At 70.8% G+C, this 25,289-nt stretch carries 19 protein-coding genes; 11 read left to right on the plus strand and 8 right to left on the minus strand.

Annotated features, from left to right (window positions below; genetic code table 11):
- Positions 1-69 precede the first annotated feature (69 nt).
- Positions 70-714: a hypothetical protein gene (locus ACN6LB_RS31760; RefSeq protein WP_445028858.1), complete on the plus strand. Its 645-nt coding sequence runs from the start codon at positions 70-72 to the stop codon at positions 712-714.
- Between the two features lie 104 nt (positions 715-818).
- Entirely contained in the window at positions 819-2,420 is a 1,602-nt protein-coding gene (locus ACN6LB_RS31765; RefSeq protein ID WP_445028859.1) for an alpha/beta hydrolase, read from the plus strand.
- Positions 2,421-2,616: 196 nt separating this feature from the next.
- On the opposite strand, the gene ACN6LB_RS31770 is transcribed toward ACN6LB_RS31765, so the two are convergent.
- Together ACN6LB_RS31770 and ACN6LB_RS31775 are read right to left on the minus strand one after the other, a co-directional pair.
- The gene (locus tag ACN6LB_RS31770; protein WP_356145716.1) at positions 2,617-2,961 is read right to left on the minus strand and encodes a hypothetical protein; all 345 of its coding nucleotides are present in this window, start codon (positions 2,959-2,961) and stop codon (positions 2,617-2,619) included.
- Positions 2,962-3,217: 256 nt separating this feature from the next.
- Complete coding sequence (locus tag ACN6LB_RS31775; protein ID WP_356145719.1) at positions 3,218-4,237, minus strand: LacI family DNA-binding transcriptional regulator; 1,020 nt, start codon at positions 4,235-4,237, stop codon at positions 3,218-3,220.
- Positions 4,238-4,475: 238 nt separating this feature from the next.
- Here ACN6LB_RS31775 and ACN6LB_RS31780 point away from each other — a divergent pair, with 238 nt between their 5' ends.
- From ACN6LB_RS31780 to ACN6LB_RS31810, 7 genes are all read left to right on the plus strand, one after another.
- On the plus strand, positions 4,476-6,455 hold the full coding sequence (locus ACN6LB_RS31780; protein ID WP_445028860.1) for a glycoside hydrolase family 127 protein: 1,980 nt from the start codon (positions 4,476-4,478) through the stop codon (positions 6,453-6,455).
- 56 nt (positions 6,456-6,511) lie between these two features.
- Positions 6,512-7,753, plus strand: coding sequence for a sugar ABC transporter substrate-binding protein (locus tag ACN6LB_RS31785; protein WP_445028861.1), 1,242 nt, complete (start codon positions 6,512-6,514; stop codon positions 7,751-7,753).
- Between the two features lie 70 nt (positions 7,754-7,823).
- Positions 7,824-8,798, plus strand: a complete 975-nt coding sequence (locus tag ACN6LB_RS31790) for a carbohydrate ABC transporter permease (protein ID WP_445028862.1) — start codon at positions 7,824-7,826, stop codon at positions 8,796-8,798.
- Between the two features lie 56 nt (positions 8,799-8,854).
- Complete coding sequence (locus ACN6LB_RS31795; RefSeq protein ID WP_356142254.1) at positions 8,855-9,616, plus strand: carbohydrate ABC transporter permease; 762 nt, start codon at positions 8,855-8,857, stop codon at positions 9,614-9,616.
- Positions 9,617-9,681: 65 nt separating this feature from the next.
- Complete coding sequence (locus tag ACN6LB_RS31800; RefSeq protein WP_445028863.1) at positions 9,682-11,451, plus strand: RICIN domain-containing protein; 1,770 nt, start codon at positions 9,682-9,684, stop codon at positions 11,449-11,451.
- A 132-nt stretch (positions 11,452-11,583) separates the two neighbouring features.
- On the plus strand, positions 11,584-12,798 hold the full coding sequence (locus ACN6LB_RS31805; protein ID WP_445028864.1) for a 4-hydroxybenzoate 3-monooxygenase: 1,215 nt from the start codon (positions 11,584-11,586) through the stop codon (positions 12,796-12,798).
- 146 nt (positions 12,799-12,944) lie between these two features.
- Entirely contained in the window at positions 12,945-14,609 is a 1,665-nt protein-coding gene (locus ACN6LB_RS31810) for a serine/threonine-protein kinase (protein ID WP_445028865.1), read from the plus strand.
- 39 nt (positions 14,610-14,648) lie between these two features.
- On the opposite strand, the gene ACN6LB_RS31815 is transcribed toward ACN6LB_RS31810, so the two are convergent.
- The 5 genes from ACN6LB_RS31815 to ACN6LB_RS31835 form a co-directional block, all read right to left on the minus strand.
- On the minus strand, positions 14,649-17,849 hold the full coding sequence (locus tag ACN6LB_RS31815) for an amidohydrolase family protein (protein ID WP_445028866.1): 3,201 nt from the start codon (positions 17,847-17,849) through the stop codon (positions 14,649-14,651).
- A gap of 105 nt (positions 17,850-17,954) precedes the next feature.
- Positions 17,955-18,911: an ATP-grasp ribosomal peptide maturase gene (tgmB, locus tag ACN6LB_RS31820; protein ID WP_356142215.1), complete on the minus strand. Its 957-nt coding sequence runs from the start codon at positions 18,909-18,911 to the stop codon at positions 17,955-17,957.
- 15 nt (positions 18,912-18,926) lie between these two features.
- Positions 18,927-19,118: a putative ATP-grasp-modified RiPP gene (gene tgmA, locus ACN6LB_RS31825; RefSeq protein WP_356142217.1), complete on the minus strand. Its 192-nt coding sequence runs from the start codon at positions 19,116-19,118 to the stop codon at positions 18,927-18,929.
- A gap of 266 nt (positions 19,119-19,384) precedes the next feature.
- A complete protein-coding gene (locus tag ACN6LB_RS31830; RefSeq protein ID WP_445028867.1) occupies positions 19,385-20,542 on the minus strand; it encodes an FAD-dependent oxidoreductase in 1,158 nt (385 codons plus the stop codon).
- A 130-nt stretch (positions 20,543-20,672) separates the two neighbouring features.
- A complete protein-coding gene (locus ACN6LB_RS31835; RefSeq protein WP_445028868.1) occupies positions 20,673-21,401 on the minus strand; it encodes a TetR/AcrR family transcriptional regulator in 729 nt (242 codons plus the stop codon).
- A 170-nt stretch (positions 21,402-21,571) separates the two neighbouring features.
- Between ACN6LB_RS31835 and ACN6LB_RS31840 the strand changes: the two genes are divergently transcribed.
- On the plus strand, positions 21,572-22,273 hold the full coding sequence (locus ACN6LB_RS31840) for a DUF2238 domain-containing protein (RefSeq protein WP_445028869.1): 702 nt from the start codon (positions 21,572-21,574) through the stop codon (positions 22,271-22,273).
- Between the two features lie 100 nt (positions 22,274-22,373).
- On the opposite strand, the gene ACN6LB_RS31845 is transcribed toward ACN6LB_RS31840, so the two are convergent.
- The gene (locus tag ACN6LB_RS31845; RefSeq protein ID WP_445028870.1) at positions 22,374-23,357 is read right to left on the minus strand and encodes an aldo/keto reductase; all 984 of its coding nucleotides are present in this window, start codon (positions 23,355-23,357) and stop codon (positions 22,374-22,376) included.
- Between the two features lie 158 nt (positions 23,358-23,515).
- On the opposite strand from ACN6LB_RS31845, the gene ACN6LB_RS31850 reads away from it, so the two are divergent.
- Entirely contained in the window at positions 23,516-25,258 is a 1,743-nt protein-coding gene (locus ACN6LB_RS31850; protein WP_445028871.1) for a cholesterol oxidase substrate-binding domain-containing protein, read from the plus strand.
- Positions 25,259-25,289 lie beyond the last annotated feature (31 nt).

Genomic DNA, 25,289 nt, shown 5'->3' on the forward strand with positions numbered 1-25,289 from the left:
GACCGCCTCCGTCCGCCCGGGAGACCCCGCGGCCGCACCCACCGCCCGACAGGAAAAGGAAGGTATGCCATGAGTGTTGTCGGACCTGGGAGGAAGAGACCGCGACGCCGGCACTCGCTCGCGGTCGCGCTTGCCGGGCTCGTCACGGCGGCGCTGGGCACGGCCTCCCTCGTGTCCTGCAGCACGGACAGCGACCGCGACAGCGGTTCGACGTTCAGCCCGACACCGACCGGGCCCGACACCGCGTCGTTCTCCGGCACCTCACCCTCCGCGCTCGCCTCGATCGGCGCGTCCGTCAAGGAGTCCGCCCGGGCGGCGGCGTCGGCCGCGGCCTCGTCCGCCTCTGCCGCGGCATCGGCCTTCGAGGCCTCGGTCTCGGCCGACGTGGAGCGCGCCAACGCGGCCGCGCGCAAGGAACTCGCGGGCGTCGACGGCCGGGGCAACGCGACGTCCGAGGTGGCGCTCACCGGCAAGCCGCGCTCCCAGACGGGCGGTCTGCTCGTTCTCGTCGTGAACATCACCAACAAGACGGACAAGACCGCCTCGTATGCGGTGCAGGTCGACTTCCGGGACCCCGACGGAAAGGTCGTCGAGACCCGTTACGTCGGCGCACAGGATCTGAAACCCGGCGGGAGAGCCCAGCCGCTCGCCATCAGCCGGAAGCCCGCCCAGCCTCAGCTGACCGCAGAAATCGCCAAGGCACAGCGGTACTGAGCGCGATGCCACCGCGCACGCCGGGTCGCGTAAAGGACTGGGCGCGCCGTCACGCGGGCCCCGCGCCGGTCGTCCGGCGTGCCCCGTCCTGGGGCGGGACCGCCATGGCGACCGCCTTCTACTGCCTGTCCTTGACCCCGTCGCTGCTGCCGCGTGCCTGGTGGCTGCAAGGGCTCGCCGCCGGTGTCACCGCGGCGGTCGGCTACGCCGTGGGCGCCGTGCTGGAGTCGGCGACCAGGGCCCTGGCCCGACGGGCCGGCACCGATCCGGGCCCTGGCGCGCGGCGGGCCATGTGGCCGGTGCTGGGCACTCTCGCCGCCCTGGCCGTGGTGGTGGTGACGGCCCGGAGCGCGGGATGGCAGAGAGAGGTGCGGCGGGCGGTGGCGATGGACCCGCACGTGGCGTGGTGGCAGTGGATGTGGGTGCCCTTCGTCGCCGCGGTGATCACCGCGCTTCTGCTGTTGGCGGCCCGCACCGTGCGGCTGGCGACGCGCATCGTCGCCCACGCTCTCGGAGCGCACGTGCCCCGCCCCGTCGCGTACGCCACCGGTACGGCGCTGATCGCTCTCGTCATCGTCGGCGTGGTCCAGGGCTTCCTGCTCTCGACGGCCCTGCGTGTCGTCGAGAGCGCGGCCTCGCTCACCGACCAGGGCACCACGGAGGGCATCGTCCGGCCGGACCTCGCGACGCTGTCGGGCGGCCCGGGTTCCGCCACGCCGTGGGACAGCCTGGGGGCCAAGGGCCGCGACTTCATCGGCAGCGTCACTCCCCGCACCGAACTCGCCCCGTTCGCAGAGGGGCGCACCGTGAAGGATCCGGTACGGGTCTACGTCGGGCTGCGATCGGCCGACACCCTCAAGGAGCGGGCCGCGCTGGCCGTACGTGAACTGGAGCGCACCGGCGGCTTCTCCCGCAAGGTCCTCGCCGTCATGGGCACCACCGGAACGGGCTGGGTCAACGACCAGGGCAGCAGACCGCTGGAGTACATGTGGGCCGGCGACAGCGCTCTGGTGGCCATGCAGTACTCATACCTGCCGAGTTGGGTCTCCGTCCTCACCGAGGACGAGGCCGCCGACGCGGGCCGGGCGCTGTTCGACGCCGTGCACGACAAGTGGCAGACCCTACCGGCCGACTCGCGCCCCCGCCTGGTCGTCTACGGCGAGAGCCTCGGCTCCTACGCCATGGAGACCGCGGTGGGCGGTTCCCTGCCGGCGCTCACGTCCGAAACCGGCGGGGCCCTGTTCATCGGCCCCACCTACAGCAATCCGCTGTGGAAGAAGATCACAGCGGACCGGGAGGCGGGCAGCCCCGCATGGCGCCCCGTCGTCGACCGAGGCGTCGCCGTACGTTTCGCGCAGGTCCCCGAGGACTACGGCATCCCGAACGCGCCCTGGCGGCAGCCTCGTACGGTCTACCTGCAGAACGGCTCGGACCCGGTGATCTGGTGGTCGCCCGGCCTCGCCTTCCACCAGCCCGACTGGCTGGACCGGCCGCGGGCCCGCGACGTCTCCCCCGCCATGCAGTGGTACCCGCTGGTCACCTTCTGGCAGGTGGCCTGCGACCTCGCAGGCGCGGACAGCGTCCCCGACGGCTACGGGCACCGCTACGGGGCGATGCCCACCAGCGCCTGGGCGCAGATCACCCGGCCGCCCGGCTGGACGGACGCGGACACCGCGCGCCTGGCAGATCACCTCGCCGCGCAGTAGACCGCCGAGGCCACCCGCCACGATGAAGGCCTGGCGAGGCATCGCAACCCGGTACGACTAGACACCGGAGCGCTACCTCGCCGACCTCCACCTTCGCGCCGCGACGATCTGGGTCAACGACCGCCTGCAGACACTCACTTGATCACGACTGGAAGCCTGAGGAAAATCCTGCTTCAGCCGCTTGGCCTGCGTGAGTTCAGTCCCTGACCTGCGTGTCGATGAACCTCGCGTTGGTCCGCTGGGGCGCGCCGCACACGGCCACGGACTTCTGGTACCACTGCTTCCACGGCCCGTAGACGATGGACACATTGCCGTTGATGCCGTCGGTGCAGCGGATCTTGGCCCGCTGCTCTCCCGGGCCGAAGTTGCAGGTCGAACTGATCGAGTAGGTGTTGATCTCATGGAACCCGCAGCCGTGCGGCGCGGCGCTGGCCGGGGTGGCCAGGGCGATGGGCGCGGCCATGGCGATGCCGCCGAGCAGCAGCGGTGTCGAGAGGAGCGAGGTGAGCTTCCTCTTACCGAACGTCTTCCTGTTGAGCACAAGATCCCCTATTGTTCGGGCCGGCTGGTCAGGCCGGCCGCGCGCCGTCGGTTGTGGATCACCGACAGGCTGGTCGGGAAGCACGATACTGATCCGTCGCCGATCATGTCCATGCCTTTAGGAATGCATCGAATCGCGACCAAGGGTTGCTGCGGGCGAGGTCTTTGATGCACATCATCGCGGCGCGAAGGTGGCGGCCGGCGAGGTAGCTCTCGGGCGTTTGGCGGTACCAGGGGGCCTCCGCAAGCGGCGACGGTCACGAGGACTCGCGCACCACCAGGCGGCACGGGACGGTGTGCACGCCCCTGGCCGGTCCGACGTCGATGGCCTCCAGCAGCTTCAGCGCGGCGATGCGGCCGATCTCCGTGAGGTCCATGTCGATCGTGGTCAGGGGTGGGCGGCACGCCAGCGCCATGGTGTCCCAGTTGTCGTAGCCCACGATCGCGATCTCACCGGGGACGTCGCGGCCGCGTTCGCGCAGGGTGTCCGCCACGCCCCGGGCGATCTGGTCGTTGCCGCAGAAGAAGGCGTCCGTGTCCGGTGCCGTGCGCAGGACCGCGTCGGCGGCGCGCCGTCCCCATGCCTCGCTCCACTCCCCGAAGTGGACGCGGCCGGTGGCCAGTTCACGTGAGGAGCGCTGCAGTGCCTCGACCGCGTGCTGGGCGCGGTCGCGCGCGGCCGCGTGGTGTTCGGGGCCGGTCACGTGGGCGATGCGGGTGCGGCCGATCGACAGCAGGTGCTCGATCGCGAGGTGGGCGCCGCCACGGTCGTCCGAGACCACGGACGTGTCCGCCGGGTCGGTCGACGGCGACAGTGCGTAGACGGTGGGTATCGGCTCGACGCCCTTCAGCGGGGGGCGCGGGTCCGTCCGGCGGCCGGTGACGATGATGCCGTCCACCCTGCGGTCCACCAGGTTCTGGAGGTGGTGCTGCTCGCGGATGGTGTCGCCCCGGGTGTCGCAGAGCAGCACGGAGATCTTCCCCGCGCCCAGTGCGTCCTCGGCGCCGAGCAGGACGGGCGTACTGAAACGGCCGATGCCGTCCGTCGTCATCAGACCGACCGTCCAACTCCTGCCGGTGTGCAGGTTCTGCGCCTGCTGGTTGGGCCGGAACCCGAGCCTCTCCACGGCGTCCAGCACCCGCTGCCGGGTCTCGGGCCGCATCCGGCCGCCGCCGTTCAGCGCCTTCGAAGCCGTGCCCACGCTGACACCTGCCAGCGCGGCGACATCCGCGAGCTTGGCCCGGCCGGCGGAAGGAGATCCTGGAGCAACGGTCACGAGCAATCCTTTTCCCCGACGTCATCCTTGACGTCGCTGTCGACGGCAGCGGTCCGCTCATGCTCGCAGGCGCCAACGCCGAGTTCCAGTCCACGGGCAAAGGAAAAATATTGCGGGCACGCCTCTTGACCACACTCCCCCGGTCACCCTCTACTTTCGAGGCAGGAAAACGGTTGCTCAAACAAGCTCCGAATTCGCCCTGCCGAACACCGTTCCGCCTCCACCCTCCCGGAGAACCATGCCCCGCACACGCTCCGCCGTGCCCTCCCCCGACCCCTCGGCCCCGTTCGAGCGGGCCGGCGCCCCAGCGGGCCCGGTCCGCCTCGGCCCGGACGCCCATGCCGCGTTGCGACCCGCCCGTGCCGCCGTGAGCACCGGCTTCTGGCACGGCCGCCGTGCGGCCAACGCCCACACCTCCATCCCGCAGGGCCCGGACCTGCTGGAGTCGGCGGGAAACCTGCACAACCTGCGGCTGGCGGCGGGCACGGCCGCGGGAGAGTTCCAGGGCGCGTACCCCTTCGTGGACACGGACGTCTACAAGTGGCTGGAAGCGGCGGCCTGGCAGCTCGCCCAGGAGCCGACCGACGACCTCTCGGCCCACGTCGAGCGCATCATCGCCCTCGTCGCCGAGGCCCAGCAGCCCGACGGCTATCTCAACACCTGGTTCCAGCTCGTCAAGGGCGGTGAGCGCTACCAGGATCTGCGCTGGGGCCACGAGCTGTACTGTGCGGGACACCTGATCCAGGCAGCGGTCGCCCATCACCGGGCCACCGGACGCCCCGAACTCCTCGACGTCGCCCGCCGGTTCGCCGACCATGTCGACTCGGTCTTCGGTCCGCCGTCCAGCGGCAGACCCATCGACGGCGTGGACGGCCACCCCGAGGTCGAGACCGCGTTGGTCGAGCTGTACCGCGAGACGGGCGAACGCCGCTACCTGGACCTCGCCGGCTACTTCGTCGACCGCTTCGGCCACGGCCTGCTCGGCGGCGAGGCCTACTGCCAGGACCGGGTGCCGCTGCGCGAGGCGACCGACGTCGAGGGGCACGCCGTACGCCAGCTCTATCTGCTGGCCGCCGCGACGGACCTGGCCACCGAGACGGGGGACGCCGAACTGCGCGCCGCCGCCGAGCGGTTGTGGCGGGCGATGACCAGCACGAAGACCCATCTGACCGGCGGTCTCGGCGCGCACCACGACCAGGAGGACTTCGGGGACCCGTTCGAGCTGCCCAACGAGCGTGCTTACTGCGAGACCTGCGCCGCCATCGCCTCCGTCCAGTGGAGCTGGCGCATGGCGCTGCTCACCGGCGAGGCCCGCTACAGCGACCTGATCGAGCGCACCCTCTACAACGGCTTCCTCGCCGGTGTCTCCCTGGACGGCGAGCGCTGGCTCTACGTCAACCCGCTCCAGGTCCGCGACGGTCACACGGACACCGGGGGCGACCAGTCGGCGCGCCGTACCCGTTGGTTCCGGTGCGCCTGCTGCCCGCCGAACGTCATGCGCCTGCTGGCCTCGCTGGAGCACTACCTGTCGTCGAGCGACGGACAGGGCCTGCAGATCCACCAGTACGTCACCGGCCGCTACGCCGCCGACCTGGACGGCACGCCCGTCGCCGTGAGCGCCGAGACCGACTACCCCTGGCACGGCGCGATCTCCCTGACCGTCGAGGAAACCCCCCTCGACCGGCCCTGGACGCTGTCGCTGCGCATCCCGCAGTGGTGCCGCGAGTACCGGGTGCGGTGCGGGACCGAGGTGTACGACCACACCGATGCCCCCGTCACGGACGGCTGGCTGCGCCTGGAGCGCAGCTGGGCGCCGGGCGACCGGGTCGTCCTGGAACTCGGCCTCGAACCGCGCCTCACCGTGGCCGACCCGCGGGTGGACGCCGTACGGGGCTGTGTGGCCGTGGAACGCGGCCCGCTCGTGTACTGCCTGGAGGAGGTCGACCAACCCACCGGCGGCCTCGACGACATCGTCCTCGACATCACGCGCCCGCTCGCCGTCAAGCCCCGCCCGGACCTGCTCGGCGGTGTCACCACGGTCGTTGCCGCCGGTCACCGCCGACGGCTCCCGGACGGCGACTGGTGGCCCTACCGGCCCACCTCGCCGGACGACGACGCGCCGCAGCACGGCGAACCCGTCGAGCTGACAGCGATCCCCTACTACGCCTGGGCGAACCGGCAGGACGGCAGCATGCGCGTCTGGCTGCCCACCTCCTGACCTGGCTTCCCCTCCCACCCGCGCCCCTGAGCACTCATGACAATGAGGTCACCGCAATGAGACACACCCGCCGCACCCTCCTGACCGCCGTGGTCGCCGTAGGCACCCTCGCCTCCGTCACCGCCTGCGGCGGAGGTTCCGACTCGTCCGCCTCGTCCGGCAAGTCGGCCACGTACGCGTTCTGGGACCCGTACCCGCAGTTCGACGCCTCCTCCGACTGGGGCAAGCGCGTCACCCAGTGCGGCACCGAGGCGGGTGTCAAGATCAAGCGCACCGGGTACGACACCACGGACCTGGGCAACAAGGCGCTGCTGGCCGCGCAGCAGGGCAACGCCCCCGACGTGATGCTGGTGGACAACCCGGTCGTCTCCACGCTGGTGGAGGCGGGGATCCTCAACAAGACGAGCGACCTCGGCCTGGACACGGCCTCGTTCCAGAAGAACATCATCGGCGCGGGCACCCTGGACGGCGCCGCCTACGGCATACCGATCGGCGCCAACACGCTCGCCCTCTACTACAACAAGCAGATCCTGTCCGCCGCGAAGGTCGACCCCGCCTCGATCAAGGACTGGACGTCCCTGACGGCCGCGCTGCAGAAGGTCAAGGCCGCCGGGAAGAAAGGCATCACGTTCTCCGCCATCAACACGGAGGAGGGCAGCTTCCAGTTCCTGCCCTGGTTCTGGGGCGCGGGCGGCGACCTCACCAAGCTCGACTCGGCGCAGGGTGTGGCCGCGCTGTCGCTGTGGAAGGGCTGGGTCGACGACGGCTACGCGCCCAAGGACGTCCTGCAGAACACCCAGACCACCAGCTGGCAGGAGTTCGCCACCGGGGAGTACGCCTTCGGCGAGAACGGCACCTGGCAGCTCGGCAACGCCGACAAGGCGAAGTTCGGGTACGGCGTCGTCAACATCCCGGCGCAGAAGGGCGGTTCGGCTCCGGTGCCGACCGGCGGGGAGTTCGTGACGGTGCCGGTGCAGAAGGACACCGCGCGCTACGACGTCAGCAAGAAGATCGTCACCTGTCTGACGAGTGCCAAGAACCTGCTGCCCACCGACACCACGCTCACGTATGTCGCGCCGGTCGCTGCGGTGCAGGCCGAACAGGTCAAGGCGAACCCGAAGCTGAAGCCGTGGGTGGCGGCGGTGGCCGCGGCACGCGGGCGCACCAGCGGTGGACTGGGCACCAAGTACCCCACGATCTCCCAGCCGTTGTGGACCGCCGTGCAGTCGTCGCTGTCCGGAGGCAAGAGCCCCAAGGACGCCCTCTCCACCGCGCAGGCGGCGGCCGGCAAGGGCTGAGTCCCGCGCGCGGCGCCGCGGGCCGCGGCGCCGCGTCCCGGCATCTCGCCATCCGTATCCAGGAGTTCGTATGACCCTCGCCCGAGTCGACCGTCCGAAGCGGTCGCCGACCACGGCCCCCGCCACGGACGCCGCCGGCCCGTCCGGCCCGACGGCCCGCCGCCGGCGCCGCAGAAGCCGGCTGACCGCGCTGGCCTTCGTCGCCCCGCTCGTCGCCTACCTCGTCGCCTTCTATGCCTATCCGCTCTACCGCAACCTCGACCTGAGCCTGCGCAACTACACGGTCCGGTCGTTCGTCGACAACGACGCACCGTTCTCCGGCTGGGACAACTTCTCAAAGGTGCTGAGCGATCCGACCTTCTCTCCCGCGTTGCGCAACACGATGGTCTTCACCTTCGTGTCGATCGCGTTCCAGTACGCGGCCGGGCTGGCGCTCGCGGTCTTCTTCAACCGGCACTTCCGGCTGGCGCCCACGCTGCGGGCGCTGTTCCTCATCCCGTGGCTGCTGCCGCTGATCGTGTCGGCGTCGACGTGGTCGTGGATGCTCAACGGCGAGTCCGGCGTGGTCAACTACGCCCTCCACTTCGTGGGCGTGGCCCCCGTCGACTGGCTGACGTCGCCGCACTGGGCGCTCACCTCGGTCATCCTCGCCAACATCTGGATCGGCATCCCGTTCAACCTCGTCATCCTCTACAGCGGGCTGCAGAACATCCCCGGGGAGCTGTACGAGGCCGCGTCCCTGGACGGGGCGAGCGGCTGGCAGCAGTTCCGGCGGATCACGTTCCCGCTGCTGCGGCCGGTGTCGGCGATCACGCTGCTGTTGGGCCTGGTCTACACACTCAAGGTGTTCGACCTGATCTGGATCATGACCAAGGGTGGCCCCGGCGACTCCTCGTCGACGCTGGCGACCTGGTCGTACCAGCTCGGATTCGGCACGCTGCTGCCCAAGTTCGGCCCGGGAGCGGCCGTCGGCAACGTCCTCATCCTCATCGCCCTCGTCTTCGGTCTGCTCTACATCCGCGTCCAGAGGAGGCAGGAGACGTGAAGTCCCGCGCGAGTTCCCGCCGTTACACCGTCATCGGCGTACTGCTGACCGCGATCATGCTCTTCCCGGTCTACTGGATGCTGAACGTGTCCCTCACCCCGCAGCAGGACATGCGCAAGTCCCCTCCCGACCTGTTCCCGCTGCACCCCACGTTCGAGGGCTACCGGGCCGTGCTCAACGACCAGCTCCCGTACCTCGGAACGAGCCTGCTCATCGGAGTCGGCACGGTCGTGGTCACCCTCGTCCTCGCCGCACCCGCCGGTTACTCGCTGGCCATGCTGCGGCCGCGCGGAGCCGGTGCACTCGGGCTGGTCCTGCTGATCGCGCAGATGGTCCCCGGCATCGTGATGGCGATGGGCTTCTACGGCATCTTCCTCAACCTGGGCCTGCTGAACGCCTGGTGGGGTCTGATCATCGCCGACTCCACCATCGCCGTGCCCTTCGGCGTCATGATCTTCACGGCGTTCATGTCCGGCATCCCGGGCGAGTTGACCGCCGCCGCCCGGATCGACGGCGCGAGCACCTGGCGCACCTTCCGGTCCGTGGTGCTGCCGGTGAGCCGCAACGCGGTGGTCACCGTCTCGCTCTTCAGCTTCCTGTGGGCCTGGTCCGACTTCGTCTTCGCCAACACCCTCGACAGCGGCGGCGACATGCGACCGATCACCCTCGGCATCTACCACTACATCGGCAACAACAACCAGGAGTGGAACGCGATCATGGCCACCGCCGTCGTCGCGTCCGTGCCCGCAGCCGCGCTCCTCGTCCTCGCCCAGCGTTATGTCGCCGCCGGCGTCACCGCGGGCGCGGTCAAGGACTGACCGTACAGCGCCACTCGCCCCCGCCCCACGTCCTTCTTGTCCGCCCCCCTGGGAGAGCCGCACCCATGTCCTTCTCCGCCATCAGAACAAGCCGACGCCGATCGGTCGGCCGTGTCACCGCCACGGCGCTGGCCGCCACGCTGGCCACCGTCACCGCCGCCCTCACCGGTGCGCCCGCCGAGGCCGCACCCACCTCGGCCACCACGCTGGTCGTCAACGCCGACCAGACCCTGCGATCGGTCACCCATGTCGCCACGGGCAGCCTCTACGGACTCGCCGACGCGAGCACGCCCAGCGACAGCCTCACCCAGGCGCTGAAGCCGAACACCTTCGTGCAGATGGCCCCCGGCGGCAAGCAGTTGCCCAACGGTGAGCCGAAGCCCGCCGGTGATTCCCTGGTCGTCGCGTCCAAGGCCGCCAGGGCCGGCGCCAAGGTCGTCGTCCGGATGCCCGACTGGTACCCGAACTTTCCCTACAAGTGGGTGAGTTGGAGCGACTGGCTGTCCGCCGTCGACACCCAGGTCGCTTCGGTGAAGTCCTCCGGCGCCGGCAACATCAGCGCGTACGAGCTGTGGAACGAGCCCGACTGGACGTGGGACACCACCAACGCCGGTGCCTTCGACGCGGGTTGGGCGCGCACGTTCAAGGAAGTGCGCGCGAAGGACACCTCCACGCCCATCCAGGGGCCCAGCTACTCGTCGTGGAACCAGGGCCAGATGAGCACGTTCCTCACGGACGCCAAGGCGAGCGGCACCGTGCCCGATGTCATCGCCTGGCACGAGCTGCAGGGCAGCAGGGACATCGCCGCCCATGTCTCCGCCTACCGCTCCCTGGAGAGCAGCCTCGGCATCAGCCCTCGGCCGATCTCCATCGAGGAGTACGCCACGCCCACCGAGATAGGGGTGCCCGGCTCCCTCATCGGCTACGTCGCCAAGTTCGAACGCACCGGCGTCCGCGACGCCGAACTCGCCTTCTGGAACCACTACGGCACCCTCGGCGACACCCTGACCGACACGGGTGGCTCGCCCAACGGCTCGTACTGGCTGTACAAGTGGTACGGCGACATGGCCGGCAACATGCTCACGACCACGCCACCGGCGCAGACAGGCATCGACGGCGCGGCCTCGCTCACCGGTGACGGCAGGCAGATCAGCGTCGTCTTCGGCGGAGGCAGCGGCTCAACCGCCGTGAAGGTCAACGGACTCGGTTCCCTGTCGGCGTTCGGCAGCACGGTGCACGTCAAGCTGGAGTACACCCCGTCGAAGGGCCGGACCACGGCCGTCGCCTCCCCGTTCACGATCTCGGAGTCCGACTACACGGTCTCCAACGGCTCCATCACCGTCCCCGTCGCCATGAACGCCTCCGACGGCTACCACCTGGTCGTCACCCCCAGCGGCACCTCCACTTCGCTGGCCGGGCGCTACCAGATCACCAACAAGAACAGCGGGCTCGCCCTGGACACCCAGAACGCCGGTACGGCACAGGGCACTTCCGTGGTCCAGGCGACCTCGACCACGGGCACCGACCAGAACTGGACGCTGGTCGCCGCGGGCTCCGGTCTCTACAAGCTCGTCAACCAGAAGAGCGGCCTGCTGCTCGGCATCACCAACGCGGGCACCGGCGACGGCGGTACGGCGCTGATCTGGGGGGACAACGGCACGGCCGACCACCTCTGGCAGGTCATCCCGGCGGGCGGCGGCACCTACAAGATCGCCAACTACAACAGCGGTCTTCTGCTCGGCGTCACCAACATGAGCACGTCGTCCGGCGCACAGGTCCTCCAGTGGAGCGACAACGGCACGGCGGACCATCTGTGGACGCTGACTTCCCGCTGAGGCCACCCGCCTCCAGCTGAGACCGAGGCCCGGGACACCGTTCCCGGGCCTCAGGTGATCCGGCGGCCGCCTGAGCAGCCGTTCTTCATGAGGGAAGACGCCCGGTCGTCGTCGCATCGACATAATGCTCGGATGACCTCCCCCACACCCGCCTCCATACCGGCAGAGCAGGTCCCCGTCGTCATCATCGGCGCCGGACCGGCCGGGCTCACCGTCGCCAACATCCTGCGGGACGCCTCCGTCGACTGCGTGGTCCTGGAGACCGAGAGCAGGACGTTCATCGAACAGCGGCCCCGCGCGGGGTTCATCGAGGAGTGGGCCGTGCGAGCTCTCCGACGACGCGGCCTTGCCGACCGCCTCGTGGAGCGCGCGCAGGCCCACCACGAGTGCGAGTTCCGCTTCGAGGGGGCGCGGCACCGGTTCGAGTACGCCAAGCTCTCCGGGGACCGTCATTTCGTCTATCCGCAGCCGCTGTTGGTGACCGACCTGGTGCGCGCGTACGCGGACACCAAGGAAGGCGACATCCGCTTCGGCGTACGCGATGTGGAAGTGCACGACATCGACACCGACCGCCCCTCGGTGTCGTACACCGATCCCGAGTCGGGTGAACACCGGCGGATCGCCTGCGCGTTCATCGCCGGGTGCGACGGCGCACGGGGGGTGACCCGCACCTACGTGTCGGCCCATGGGGGCCGCATCGCGCGCCGCGACCACGGGGTCGGCTGGCTGGCTCTGCTCGCCGAGGCGCCGCCGTCCTCCGACTGTGTCGTGTTCGGTATCCATCCGCGCGGATTCGGCGCCCACATGGCCCGCAGCCCCCAGGTCACCCGCTACTACCTCGAGTGCCCGTCGGGCGACGACCCGGCCAACTGGCCGCATGAGCGGGTGTGGTCGGAACTCCACGCCCGGCTGGCCGTGGACGGCGCCCCGCCGCTGGCCGAGGGTCCACTGATCGAGAAGCGGGTGCTCGACATGCACAACTACGTCGTCGAGCCGATGGTGTACGGGCGGCTGTTCCTGGCGGGCGATGCCGCCCACCTGGTCGCGCCGATCGCGGCGAAGGGCATGAACCTGGCGGTGCACGACGCCCTGTTGCTCGCGGACGCGCTGGTGGCGTACGGCTCGGGCGACGACAGCGGACTGCGCGGCTACTCGGCGGCCTGTCTGCGGCGGGCGTGGGAGTACCAGGAGTTCTCCCAGTGGTTCGCGGAGTTGCTGCACGGCCCCTCGTCGGGCGATCCCTTCCGCGCGGGATCCGCCGGCGCGCGGCTGCGACGGCTCCTCGATGCGCCGGGCGCGGCTGCCGCCTTCGCCGAGTCGTACATCGGCAAGGCGTTCACCGGCTGACGCGGCAACCCGAGCATTCGCAAGCTTGCGCGATTCCGGCTCGGTTACAGGAAATTCGAAGCCGGATTCGCACTTCTTTGAGCACTCAACGTCACGCCCGCCGTACTTCCTGGAAAGCATGGGCCGGTGCGCAGCGAGGGATGACGATGGTCAAGGTGCAAGTCTCCACGGAAGAGTTGGTTGCCGGAAGATACCGTCTGTTCGAGGTGGTTCACCGGGAAGCGGGACGCCCCGGCTGGCACGGCCAGGACGTCGAGTTCGGGCAGCCCGTCGCCGTGACCCGCTCGCGGCTGCCGGACGACGGACAGGAGGAGACGGCGCACCGCGTCGCGGCCCGGATCCGGCGCGAATCGGAACTCCTCGCGGCGGTCTGCCCCGGGCGGGTCGCCGCGGTCGTCGACGTCATCCATGACAACGGTGTCCTGTGGACGGTCGCGGAGCGGCCGGAAGGGACCCCTCTGGTGGAGCTGCTGCGGCACGGCCCCATGGAGCCGGTCCGTGCGGCCCGTCTCGGGCTCGCCCTGCTCGACGTCCTCGAAGCCGCCCACCGCGAAGGAGTGACGCACGGCGATCTCAGCCCCGGCCAGGTGTACGTCCAGGAGCGGGGCAGTGTCGTCGTGAGTGGCTTCGGACTGCTGGGCGCCACCCCCTCGCCCCGCACCACCGCGCCGTCGTACGCATCCCCGGAACAGGCCCGCGGGGAGGACAGCGGGCCGGCCGCGGACCTGTGGACCCTCGGGGCACTCCTGTACGCGATGGTCGAGGGCCGGCCGCTCTTCCGGGACCGCGGCCGCCTTTCGGCCACGCTGCGCGCAGTGGACCGGCTGCCGCTGCGCCCGCCCTTGAACGCCGGACCGCTCGGGCCCGCCATTCAGGGGCTGTTGCGCAGAGACCCGCTGGAACGCGTGCCGGAGCCGATCGTCCGCGCAGCCCTCACGCGCATCCTCCGCGACGACGCAAACGCCGAGACCGATTCCGACGCCGTCGGCTCGGCGCCCACCACCGCGCTGCCCCTCGTAATGGACAGCTACTCCGCACCCGGCCGGACGGGACGGAGGGGGCGGGCCGTCAGCCGGCCCGTGGTGGTCGGTGTGGCGCTGGTCTTCACCGGGGCCTGCTTCGCGGCCGTCACCGCGGCGGGCGGGCTGCTCGACCGCAGCTCCTCCGCCTCCGATCCCACCGTCTCGCCCTCTTCCCCTGCGTCAGGCAGTCCGGCCCCCGCCCCCACCTCCACCTCCACCGGGCAAAGCGCGGCGCCCGCACCTGCGTCACCGACACCGCGGTCCCCGACCCCGACCCCGACCCCGTCCCCGACCAGCCCCGCCCCCGAGAAGTCGGCCGGAAAGGGCCTGCCGTCCGGCTTCCACCGCTACGTCGCGCCCCAGGGCTTCTCCATCAATCTGCCCGACGGCTGGAAGCCCCTGCAGACCCGTACGAGCGATGGCCTCTCCTACCGCGTCACGTTCGGCGCGGCCGGCGACCCGCGCACGCTGGCCGTCACCTACAGCGAACAGCTGGGTCCGGACCCCGTCGCCATCTGGCAGGCGCTGGAACCCTCACTGCGCAGTGAGTCCACCGGCTACGAACGCATCGGCGACATCCGCGCCGTGACCTACCAAGGCCACAAGGCCGCCGACATGGAGTGGCTCTTCGAGTCGGACGGGGTCCAGGAGCGCACGTTCGGCCGCGGTTTCCTCCTCGGCGACCACCGGGGCTACTCGCTGCGCTGGACGACCCCTGCCGACGACTGGAACACGGCCGGGAACGAGCAGGCGCTGGACGTCTTCCTCGGGTCCTTCCAGGGGACCTAGAAGAGCGCCCAGCGGCCGCTGAACCCAGGGAGGTATGCCTCAGGTGCCGGCGTCGCAGCAGCCGTCCCGCCGCATCAGCCGTCCGACGTCGAGCCAGTCGTCGTGCGCCGCCTGCGCGCGCCGCGTCGACGGCTCGAACGCCGCCACCAACTCCTGTGTCTCATAAGGAGTTCCGCCCCTGAGCACGGACACCGTCCGCACCAGGGTGTCGAAGTCCTCGAAGGGGTCGCCGTCGACGATCGTCACGTCCGCGAGCCTGCCCGGCTGCACGGTGCCGAGGTGCCGGTCGAGGCCGAACAACCGGGCCGGCAGCACCGTCGCGGTACGCAGCGCGGCCGCCGGCGACAGTCCCCCGCGGTGCAGCGCGCGCAGGCCCAGATGCAGTGAGAGCCCGACGGGCACGAGCGGCTGGTCCGTGCCGAGGGCGACGAGCCCGCCCGCGGCCAGCACGCGCCGGTAGATGTCGGTCTCCGTGCGCAGGGTGGCGAGTTGGGCCGGGGTCGGTGCCGTCCCGGCCGACTGCCGTACGGCGGCGGTGTCCCACGGCGGCATCACCACGGTGACCCGTGGGTCGTCGGCGAGGCCGGGATCCGCGCCGATGAGGGGTGCCGAGGTGAACGGCGTGGCGATGAGCGCGAAGTTCACACCGTGGGCGCTGTAGATCTCCAGTACGTCCTCGTAGGCACGCCCGGACGCCGTCGTCGCGTGCCCGGACTCGGCTCGCTGGGTGGCTTGCAGATGGGTCGTCAGGTCCTGGCCGACCTGGACGCCCGGCGACAGCAGGTGACCGCCCGAGCGCACCCCGAGGCGCTCGTGCGCGAACCGTGCCGCCTCCTCCATCACCCAACTCGGGGCCCGTACATAGGTTTTCACGAAGTCCCAGTCGAGTGCGGCGCCGCGTTCGAGCGAGCGGCGCAGCCCCTCCCTGGTGCGATGGGCGCGGCCCATGCTGTACGCGACGCGGGAGCCGTCGAGGAGTTCGCCGGTGGTCAGCAGCCGGGGTCCGGCGAGTTGCCCGGTGGCCACCGCCTCCCGGATGCGGGCCTGTTCGTAGGCGAAGCCGCCCAGGGACACGGCGGTGGTGATGCCGTACGTCAGCTGGCCGACGGTCTGCCGCCCGCCGTAGGTGCTCTGCCACGGGTGGGTGTGCGTGTCCCACAGTCCCGGGATGACGGTCCGCTGGGAGGCGTCGATCCTGCGGAGCGCACCCCTGCCGCGGGCGCGGTGCGGTTCGACGGCGGTGACGCGTCCCGCGCGGACGACGATGTCGACGTCGTCGCGCACGTTCTCGCCGGTGCCGTCCCACAGCCGTCCGGCGTGCACCACGGTGTCGGCGGGGGCGGGCCTGTGCTGGTCCAGCGGCACGCGTACGGTGCGGGCGGCGCCGCCGTCGACGCCGATCAGCCGTAGCCGGCCGCCCGACAGATACAGCAGCGTCTTCGCGTCCCCTGACCAGGTGGGGTGGTCGGCCGGTTCGTCGGTGAGGGTGCGCAGCGCTCCGCGCGGGGTGCCGTCGGGGGCGACGGGCAGCAGACAGAGCGCGGATTCCACGACTACGGCCATCCAGCGCCCGTCGGGCGACCAGACGGGCCCGGAGTCGTACCGGTCGGCGATGCTGACGTGGGGTGCGACGGCGTGCAGACGGTCGGTTCCGGTCGTGGTGTCGACGATCCGGATGAGGTTGTAGCCCTCGCGGAAGCGGAGGTTGAGGCGGCCGCGGTCGCACAGGGCGAGGTAGCGGCCGTCCGGCGACCAGCTCGGCCGGCCCGGAAGGCCGCCCCCGCCGAGGGGCGTGAGGAGGACGCGTTCCTCGCCGGTCGCCAGATCGCGGACCACGAGCCGGCCGGTCATGTCGAGGCAGGCGAGCCGGGTCGCGTCGGGCGAGAGCGCCGGATGCACCCGGCCGCCCGTCGCGAGCGGGGTCTCGGCGCCCGTGGCGAGATCGCGCCGGTACACGCCGAGCAGTCCGTCGCGGTCGTCGGCGTACAGCAGGGACCGTCCGTCCCGCGCCCACACCGGTGCGAGCAGATAGCGGGTGAGCGCGGACTGCCTCAGTCGCTCGGGCGGGCGACCGCCCGAAGTGCCCGCGAGCCACAGTGAGTTGAGGGCGGCGAACGCGATGTGCCGGCCGTCGGGGGACAGCGCGGGCAGATGGATGCCGCGCACCGGCCGCACCCGCTCATCGCCGAGGTCGTACTCCTTGAGCCGGTATGCCGGCCGCTCCACGGGCAGCGCTCCCTCGAAGGGGATCGTCTCCGTCCGCCCCGGCTCCTGCGGCCGTACGAGGGTGAAGTGGCCGTCCACCGTGAGCAGGAGTTCGCCCGCTTCCGTCCATCGTGGGGGCACGGGGGCGATGTCCCCGGCGACGGTCACGGGTGTGCCGTCGACGACGAGCGTGCAGGAGCCGTTCGGGGCCGCCGTGGTCCGCAGATAGGCGAGGCGTCTGCCGTCGGGCGCCGGCGCCGGGGTCATGACCTGCGCCGCCTGGGTCTCGGTGTGCTCGACGGTGACCGGGCCTGCGCCGTCGGCCGGGACGGCGGCGACGGTGCGGGCGTCCACGCCGAGCCCGAACGGGGTGGTGACGGCCTTGGCGCGGACGAAGAGAATCCGTCGCCCGTCCGGCGCCCAGGCGGGGTCGAAGTCCTCCCACGGCCCGTCCTGGAGGGGACCGTCCTGCCCGGACAGCCCCGTGACGCGGGTCAGTTCACCGCTTTCGAGATCAAGGACGTGAATGCGGTACGGGCTTCCCGTCACCGGGTCGCCGCCGCGTTCGGAGGCGAAGGCGAGGCGGGTGCCGTCCGGCGACCAGGCCGGGCCGCGGTCGTCCCACGGGCCGTCGGTGCGCTGCCGTACGTCCGATCCGTCGGGGCGCATGGTCCACACGTGGAAGCCGCCGCCCCGGTAGGCGCAGAACGCGATGAGCTTGCCGTCCGGCGCGTGCACGGGCCGGTTCGGTTCGAGGCCCGCCGGGGTGAGGGGCACGGCCTTGCCTCCGGTGCGCGGCAGCGACCACAGGACGTTCTGGACCTCGGCGATCAGCCGGTCGCCGCCCGGTGCGAGCGTCGCCGAGCCGTTGGTCGCTTCGGTGAAGGACAGGGAGAGCCCGGCGCGGGTCCGTGCCGTGGCCGGTGCGGTGCCGAGAGCTGTGGCGGCGCCGGTGGCGCCCGCCACGGCGAGCAGTTGACGTCGGGAGAGGGACAAGGGCTGGGACAGAGCGGTGCTGCTGCGGTCACGGTCCATGACACAGCACGCTTGCGTATCGCAAAGCCCGTGAGCAACACCCCTTTCACGCCAAACAGGTTGGATCTCGCCTGGTCCGCGTCGCCCCCCGCCGGCGACGGGCCGTCAGGCCCTGCGTTCCGGCGAACGGCGGTCGGCCCGCCGCTGCGCCAGCCAGAGGGCGACCTCCTCGGCGATGGGTTGCCCGGTCTCCAGTTCGACGAAGCCGAACTGCCCACCCTGGTTGCCCTCCAGGAACCACCAGACGCCGTCCTCGTCCTCCGCGAAGTCGAAGGCGGCGTAGGCGAGCCCGGCCAGGGCCAGGTACTCGTGGACCGATCGCGCGATGCGGTCGGGCACCACCGCGATCTCCCACATGTGCCCCGTGTCGCCGAAGCGCCCGTCCACCTGCCCGGGTCCGGCAGCCTTGCGAGCCGCGAACATACGGGGGCCTATGCAGGTCAGCCGGATGTCCGCGCGCTTGGGGATGTACTGCTGGAGCAGCGCCGGACCCGCGGCGACACCGGAGAAGTCCGCGTCGGGGCCGATCAGGGTGGTCGGCAGGGCCACCGGCGGGTCGCCGGGCGGTGGCCCCGAAGCGGACTTCACCACCACGTCGCGGTACTCCTCCACGAACTGCTGGGCCACTTTCGGGGCCGTGGTGATGACGGTGGGCGGCACCGCGAAGCCGCTGCGCTGAGCGACCCTCAACTGCCACGGCTTGTGGCGGGCTTGTTCGGCGCGGCGCGGGTGGTTCATCCACCGCGTCGACGCGGAGTAGAGCATCCCGAACAGCGCCTGCCCCGTCTCGGCCGTGAGCCAGGGCGAGGGCTCCGGCGCGTGGGCCGCCGGCTCGCCCGGCCGACGCAGCCAGACGGACCGCAGGCCGCCCATGCTGAGCACATGCCCGTTGACCGACAGATAGCCGTCGAAGTCACCGTGGGCGTAGTCGGCGGAGAGCACCGCTTTGCCGGGCAGGTCGGCCGGGTCCAGGCGCACGACGGGCACGCCCCGCTCGTACAGTTTCGCCACCACCATGTCGGCCGTGACGTCCTGTTCCGCCGTGAGAATCAGTACGGTCATGCGCGCGCGAGGCCGTCAGTCGTCGAAGTGCGTCTGGGAGCCTGCGGTGGACGTCGTGGTACCGGCGGCCATGAGAAGCGCGCGGTCACTGACGGCCGGGCGGCCGTCGTCCAGCACGTTCAGTTGCAGCGAGGCGTCGTAGTGGTAGGGGGTGGGTACGGCCGACTGCCCTTGAGGCAAGGCGTAGTTGAGGGTGAACGGTCGCACGAAAGAACCTCCCGTTGTCTTACGATGCTCTGCACTCACCCTTACGTGTCACGACCGTAAGCAATTCATCACTTTCCGACACATCGGGGTGAAGGTCATCACATCGCATCGCTTCAAGCTTGCTGGTTTCTGGCGTCTTTTCTTGTCTGTCGGTTTTGTGCCGGCGCCTGTCGGCTCCGTTCCGGCCAAAGCTTCGGCCAATGCTTCATTCTCCGTAACGTAAACGCCGTCCTTACCCAGGAGAGTTCCCGCGAAGTGCTCTCGCATTAGTCGATGGCGCCGGCGACGTGGTGACCGGCCATCAGGTCGACCAGAGCCTGTGAGGCGTCCGGACCGAAGCACAGGTCGAGGCCGGCCGCGGAGTCGGCCGCGGCCGACTCGCTGCGCGGGAAGAGCGCCAACTCGTAGGCGGCCAGCGCCGTTTCGATGTCGCCGGGATGCGCGGCGAACGCGGTGGCGAGTTCGGCCCCGTCGAGCATGGCGAGATTGGCGCCCTCGCCCGCGAACGGGGACATCAGGTGGGCGGCGTCGCCGAGCAGGGTGACACCGGGGACACGCTCCCAGCGGTGGCCGACGGGCAGGGCGTGGATCGGCCGCGGCACGAGCGGACCGTCGGCTTCGGAGACGAGAACGCGCAGTCGCTTGTCCCAGTCGTCGAAGTGCGCGAGGAGAGTCGCCTTGGCCGCTTCGGTGTCGGTGAAGTCGATGGGGCCCGAAGTCGCCCAGTCCGCCGGTGTTTTGAGGGCGGCGTAGACATGCAGGGAACCGTCGGTGTCGCGGTGCGCGAGGAATCCCTTCTCGTCCGAGAGCGCGAAGAGCATGCCGCCTCCGACGACACCGGCGGCTTCGGGGTGCCGGATGTCGGCGTCGAGCAGGCTCAGTTCGACCATGGAGAGGCCCGAGTACGCCGGGACGGCGTCGGAGACAAGTGGGCGCACCTTCGACCAGGCACCGTCGGCACCGATCAGCAGGTCGGTGGTGAAGGTCTCCCCGCCGTCGGCGAGCGTCACCTCGTGCCGGCCGTCGATGAGCGTGCGTGCACCGGTGACCTTCGCTCCCCAGCGGACGGTGCCCTCGGGCAGCGAGTCGAGCAGGATGTCACGCAGCGCGCCGCGCGAGACCTCGGGCCGCTCGCCGTCCTCGCCGTCGTTCTCCATCAGGACGGTGGCGTCCTTGTCGAGGATGCGGGTGGCCTCGCCGCCGGCGTGGACGATGGCACGGAACTCCTCGAAGAGGCCGGCGGCCCGCAGCGCGGCCTGCCCGGACTCCACGTGCATGTCGAGCATGCCGCCCTGGGCACGAGCGGCCGGTGAGGCGTCCAGGTCGAACACGGCGGCCCGGATGCCGTTGACGTGCAGGACACGGGCGAGGGTGAGGCCACCGAGACCGGCGCCGATCACGGCTATGGGGTGATGAGACGTCATGGCGTGCACCTTTCGGATGAGGAAGAGGAGGAGGAAGGGGAAGACGAGGGGGAGGTGGAAGGGTTCTGCAGCGCGAACTCCTGGGACAGGCCACAAGGGCGGACGTTGGTGGCAGGCTCGGAGTCCTGCGCTAAAGGGATTCGGCGGCGGCGCCCCCGCCGGCTTCGGTCTCCGGCCGAGGTGTGTGCTGCACTCCGCTGATCAGGGCATGGAAGCCCCAGGTCAGGCGGGCCGGGCCGGGTCCGGAGAGCAGTTCGGTGCCGAGTCCGGCGAGGTGCGGGTGCGTCGCGGCGGAGGCCCCTCGCAACGCCGCGGCGAGCGCGTTCCACTCACGGTCGGCGTCGGCCGGGTCCTTCTCCCCCTCGGCGTGTTCGGCCGCGGTCGCGGTGGCGAACTGCAGCAGCAGATCGACTGCCCACGCCGCCCGCGCCGCCGGGACGCCGCCTTCGTCGAGCAGGGAAAGCAGCGCCTCGAGCAGGTCCAGATAGCGCTGCCCCGAGGGGCGGGCCACGAGGGCCGAGCGAGCGAGGCCGGGGTGCTCGAACAGCACGTTCGTGTAGGAGGTAAGCACCTGCACGAGCCGGTCACGCCAGTCGCCGTCCGAACGAGCAGGTGTGAGGTCGACGGCGCCGAGCAGTTCGTCGAGGACCGCCGCGTGCAGTTCGGCGGTGTTGCGTACATAGACATAGAGGGAGGCCGGTCCGGTGTCGAGTTCCTGCGCCAGGCGGCGCATGGTGACTCGGAGGAGACCTTCGGCCCGCATGATCGCGACGGCGGTCTCGATGATGCCGTCCCTGGTCAGGGCGGGTTTCGCCGGTCGTTCACGGCGGCTGGGGCGGGGGCTTGGCTGTCCTGTCACTCCTCAAAGGTAACGAACATGTTCGTCGCGAACAAGTTTTTAACGAACATGTTCGTAAAGACACACGGACAACCCGGCCCAGCCCGCTCCTTCGAGGTGAGTAGGAGTACTCATGCCCTCGCCCCCGGCGCCCCCGCACGATGGGGCCACCCGGCCCAAGGAGCCCTGCGATGCGCGCAGTTCACCCCGCCCCGCTCACGCGTCACCTGACGTCGAAGGGGGCGACGGCGCGGGACACCCCGCGCCGGAGGCTCCCGATCGTCCTCCTCGGGGTGGTGCTCGCGGGCCTGGCCGTCTCCGCCTGGAATCCGCACGACCGGATGACCTGGCTGCTGGAGACCGTGTGGGTACTGATCGGGCTGCCCCTGGTCGTGCTGACCTGGCGGCGTTTTCCGCTGACGAACCTGCTCTGCTGCCTGCTGGCCGCGCACGCGCTGGTGCTCGCGGTGGGAGGGCATTACACGTATGCGCAGGTGCCGCTCGGCGACTGGGTGCGGGACTGGTTCGGGCTCGACCGCAATCCCTACGACCGCTTCGGTCATCTCATGCAGGGCTTCGTACCGGCCGTGCTGGTAAGGGAGTTGCTCAGCCGGACCTCACCGCTGCGGGGCAGCCGCTGGCTGGCGCCGCTGACGGTGTGCGCCTGCCTGGCCTTCAGCGCGACCTTCGAGCTCTTCGAGTGGGCCGCCGCGGTGATCGGCGGTCACGCGGCCGATGACTTCCTGGCCACGCAGGGCGACGCATGGGACACCCAGTGGGACATGTTCTGCGCCCTGATCGGCGCCACGCTCTCCGTGCTGCTGCTCAGCCGCCCGCACGACCGTCAGCTCAACGCGGCAGCCGGCGGGGCGACCCCGGCCGCAAGGGAGTGAGCGTCGTGCGCGGACACCGCAGGTCACAAGGCGGTGCCGAGCTCGTGCCTCGGAGCCGCCCGGGTCGCGCACAGCACGCCCGGGCTCGTCCGTCGCGCTCCTACCAGCGGCCTTCCACCTGCTCCTTGATCCGCCGGTCGTAGAGGTCCTGGATCGCGTCCAGCGTCTTCTGCGACAGCTCCGGAAGCCGGGCGGCCGCCGCGTTCGCGTGGGCCTGCTCGGGCGAACGGGCGCCCGGGATCACCGTGGTCACGCCGGGCTGCTGGACGATCCAGCGCAGCGCCAGCCCGGCCGGGGTCCAGCCGTCCTCGGCGAGTGCGGAGAACTCCGCCGCCGCCTCCACGCCCGTGGCGAAGTCGACCCCGGAGAAGGTCTCGCCCTGGTCGAAGGACTCACCGTGGCGGTTGTACGTCCGGTGGTCGTTCTCGGCGAAGACCGTGTCCTTCGTGTACTTGCCGGAGAGCAGACCGGAGGCCAGCGGAACACGGGCGATGATGCCCACGCCCGCCTCCCGGGCCGCCGGAAGGACCTCCCGCAGGGGCTTCATCCGGAACGGGTTGAGGATGATCTGCACGCTCGCCACATTCGGGCGGGCGATCGCCGTCAGCGCCTCGTCGCACGTCTCCACGCTGACGCCGTACGCCGCGATCCGCTCCTCCTCGACCAGGGTGTCCAGGGCGTCGAAGACCTCGTCGGAGGAGTACACGGGGGTCGGCGGGCAGTGCAGCTGCACCAGGTCGACACGGTCGATGCCGAGGTTGCGGCGCGAACGGTCGTTCCAGGCGCGGAAGTTGTCGAGGACGTAGTTCTGCGGGATCTGGTCGACGCGGCGGCCCATCTTCGTCGCGACCATCACGTGCAGGTCCGGTCGCCCGCTCAGGAAGGAGGCGATCGTCTGCTCGCTGCGTCCGTCGCCGTACACGTCGGCGGTGTCGAAGAACGTCACCCCCGACTCGGCCGCCGCCTCCAGTACCGCCTTGGCGTCCTGGTCGCTGACATCGCCCCAGTCGGCGCCGAGCTGCCATGTGCCGAGACCGACCACCGACGCCTGCTGACCTGACCTGCCGAATACGCGCTCGTCCATGCCGTCAGTCTTGCATCCGAGGACCCGGCACCGGGCATCGCGTCGCTCACGCGTCGCAGGCACCACGCACCACAGGCATCCACAGCAGGTTCACTCGGACGAGTGAACCGTTTTGACAGGCCGTCCCTGCATGTCAAGCATCTGCCTAGCGTGAGCGAATGATTGACGATTCAGCCAATGAAGAGCGCGCCCCCTGGTCGCGCCGGGGGTTCATACTGACCGCGGCCTCGCTCGTCGCCGGCACGCAGCTCGTGCCGGTGGCCCGTGCGGCCGCCGCGGCCGCGCTTCCCGGGTTTCCGGAGGACGTCGACGTCTACCGTTCCGTGTACCGCAACTGGGTGGGTGAGATCACCGCCGAGGGATTGTGGGCCTGCGCGCCCGCCGACTCGGGCCAGGTCGTCGCCGTCGTCAACTGGGCCTGGAAGCAGGGCTGGACGGTGCGCGCCCGGGGCAGCTCGCACGGCTGGGCGCCGCTGACGATCCCCGAGGGGACGGCGTCCGGCGCCCCGGTGCTCCTGGTCGACACCGCCACCCACCTCACCGGCGTGTCACTGGAGTCAGCCGATCCGGCCGGTGCCGCCGTCCGCGCCGGCACCGGTGTCACGCTGGAAGCGCTGCTGGGCCACCTGGAGGACCACGGGCTCGGCCTCACCGCGGCGCCCGCGCCCGGCGACCTCACCCTCGGCGGCGCCCTCGCCATCGACGCGCACGGCACCGCGGTCCCGGCCGACGGCGAGAGCAGGCTGCCCGGGCACACGTACGGCTCCCTCAGCAACCTCGTGCTGTCGATCACGGCGGTGGTGTGGGACGACGCCGACGAGGCCTACGTACTACGCACGTACGACCGCGACGACGCGGACGGCGCGGCGCTCCTCACCCATCTGGGCCGCGCCCTGGTCACCGAGGTCGTGCTGCGGGTGGGCGCGAACACCAACCTGCGCTGCGTCAGCCGTACGGACATCCCCGCCGCCGAACTCTTCGCGGCACCGGGCGGTGACGGTGACGCGCGGACCTTCGCGAGCTTCCTGGACGAGGCCGGGCGCGCCGAGGCGATCTGGTTCGCCTTCACCGAGTTCCCGTGGCTCAAGGTGTGGAGCGTGGCTCCACGACGCCCGCTGACCTCGCGGCGCGTGACCTCGCCCTACAACTATCCCTTCTCCGACAACGTCCCGACCCTCGTGGCGGACCTGGCCGGGCGCATGCTGTCGGACGCCGCCTGGTACCTGGCGCCGGTGCTGGGCAACGCGCAGCTCGACGCGGCGGTCCTCGGCCTCACCGCGACCCTGTCCGCGGACATCTGGGGGCCCTCCAAGAACACGCTTCTCTACATCAAGCCGACCACCTTGCGGGTGACCGCCAACGGTTACGCCGTGCTCACCTCACGGTCCGAAGTGCAGCGTGTCGTCGCCGAGTTCACCGCCTTCTTCCGCGAACGGCTCGCCGCCTACGCCGCCACCGGACGCTACCCCGTCAACGGCCAGGTGGAGATCCGCACCACCGGGCTCGACGACCCGTCCGACGTCGCCTCGGCCGGCGCCCGCGCCCCGCTGCTCTCCGCCCTGCGGCCCCGTGCGGATCACCCCGAGTGGGACACGGCCGTCTGGCTGGACGTCCTGACTCTGCCCGGCACACCCCACGCGGAGGAGTTCTACCGGGAGTTGGAGCAGTTCCTGCTGACGACGTACGACGGCGGTCACGCACTCGCGCGCGTCGAGTGGTCCAAGGGCTGGGCCTACACAAAGGAGGCCGGCTGGTCCGACCCGGAGGTCCTGGGCACCACTGTGCCCGCCTCCTTCGACGACGGCGCGGGACCGGACTGGTCCGCGGCGACCGCTGTACTGGACCGGCTGGATCCGCACCGCGTGTACGACAACGCGCTCCTGCGGCGGCTGTTCCCGTGAGCGCGCGCATCGGCATGCCGATGCGCGCGCT

The organism is Streptomyces sp. SAS_270 (assembly GCF_052543295.1).

Excerpts from the sequence above, each read along its gene's own strand:
- ACN6LB_RS31760 (WP_445028858.1), top strand. The coding sequence starts at position 70 with ATGAGTGTTGTCGGACCTGGGAGGAAGAGACCGCGACGCCGGCACTCG.
- ACN6LB_RS31765 (WP_445028859.1), top strand. The coding sequence starts at position 819 with ATGGCGACCGCCTTCTACTGCCTGTCCTTGACCCCGTCGCTGCTGCCG.
- ACN6LB_RS31780 (WP_445028860.1), top strand. The coding sequence starts at position 4,476 with ATGCCCCGCACACGCTCCGCCGTGCCCTCCCCCGACCCCTCGGCCCCG.
- ACN6LB_RS31785 (WP_445028861.1), top strand. The coding sequence starts at position 6,512 with ATGAGACACACCCGCCGCACCCTCCTGACCGCCGTGGTCGCCGTAGGC.
- ACN6LB_RS31790 (WP_445028862.1), top strand. The coding sequence starts at position 7,824 with ATGACCCTCGCCCGAGTCGACCGTCCGAAGCGGTCGCCGACCACGGCC.
- ACN6LB_RS31795 (WP_356142254.1), top strand. The coding sequence starts at position 8,855 with ATGCTCTTCCCGGTCTACTGGATGCTGAACGTGTCCCTCACCCCGCAG.
- ACN6LB_RS31800 (WP_445028863.1), top strand. The coding sequence starts at position 9,682 with ATGTCCTTCTCCGCCATCAGAACAAGCCGACGCCGATCGGTCGGCCGT.
- ACN6LB_RS31805 (WP_445028864.1), top strand. The coding sequence starts at position 11,584 with ATGACCTCCCCCACACCCGCCTCCATACCGGCAGAGCAGGTCCCCGTC.
- ACN6LB_RS31810 (WP_445028865.1), top strand. The coding sequence starts at position 12,945 with ATGGTCAAGGTGCAAGTCTCCACGGAAGAGTTGGTTGCCGGAAGATAC.
- ACN6LB_RS31815 (WP_445028866.1), bottom strand. The coding sequence starts at position 17,849 with ATGGACCGTGACCGCAGCAGCACCGCTCTGTCCCAGCCCTTGTCCCTC.
- tgmB (WP_356142215.1), bottom strand. The coding sequence starts at position 18,911 with ATGACCGTACTGATTCTCACGGCGGAACAGGACGTCACGGCCGACATG.
- ACN6LB_RS31830 (WP_445028867.1), bottom strand. The coding sequence starts at position 20,542 with ATGACGTCTCATCACCCCATAGCCGTGATCGGCGCCGGTCTCGGTGGC.
- ACN6LB_RS31840 (WP_445028869.1), top strand. The coding sequence starts at position 21,572 with ATGCGCGCAGTTCACCCCGCCCCGCTCACGCGTCACCTGACGTCGAAG.
- ACN6LB_RS31845 (WP_445028870.1), bottom strand. The coding sequence starts at position 23,357 with ATGGACGAGCGCGTATTCGGCAGGTCAGGTCAGCAGGCGTCGGTGGTC.
- ACN6LB_RS31850 (WP_445028871.1), top strand. The coding sequence starts at position 23,516 with ATGATTGACGATTCAGCCAATGAAGAGCGCGCCCCCTGGTCGCGCCGG.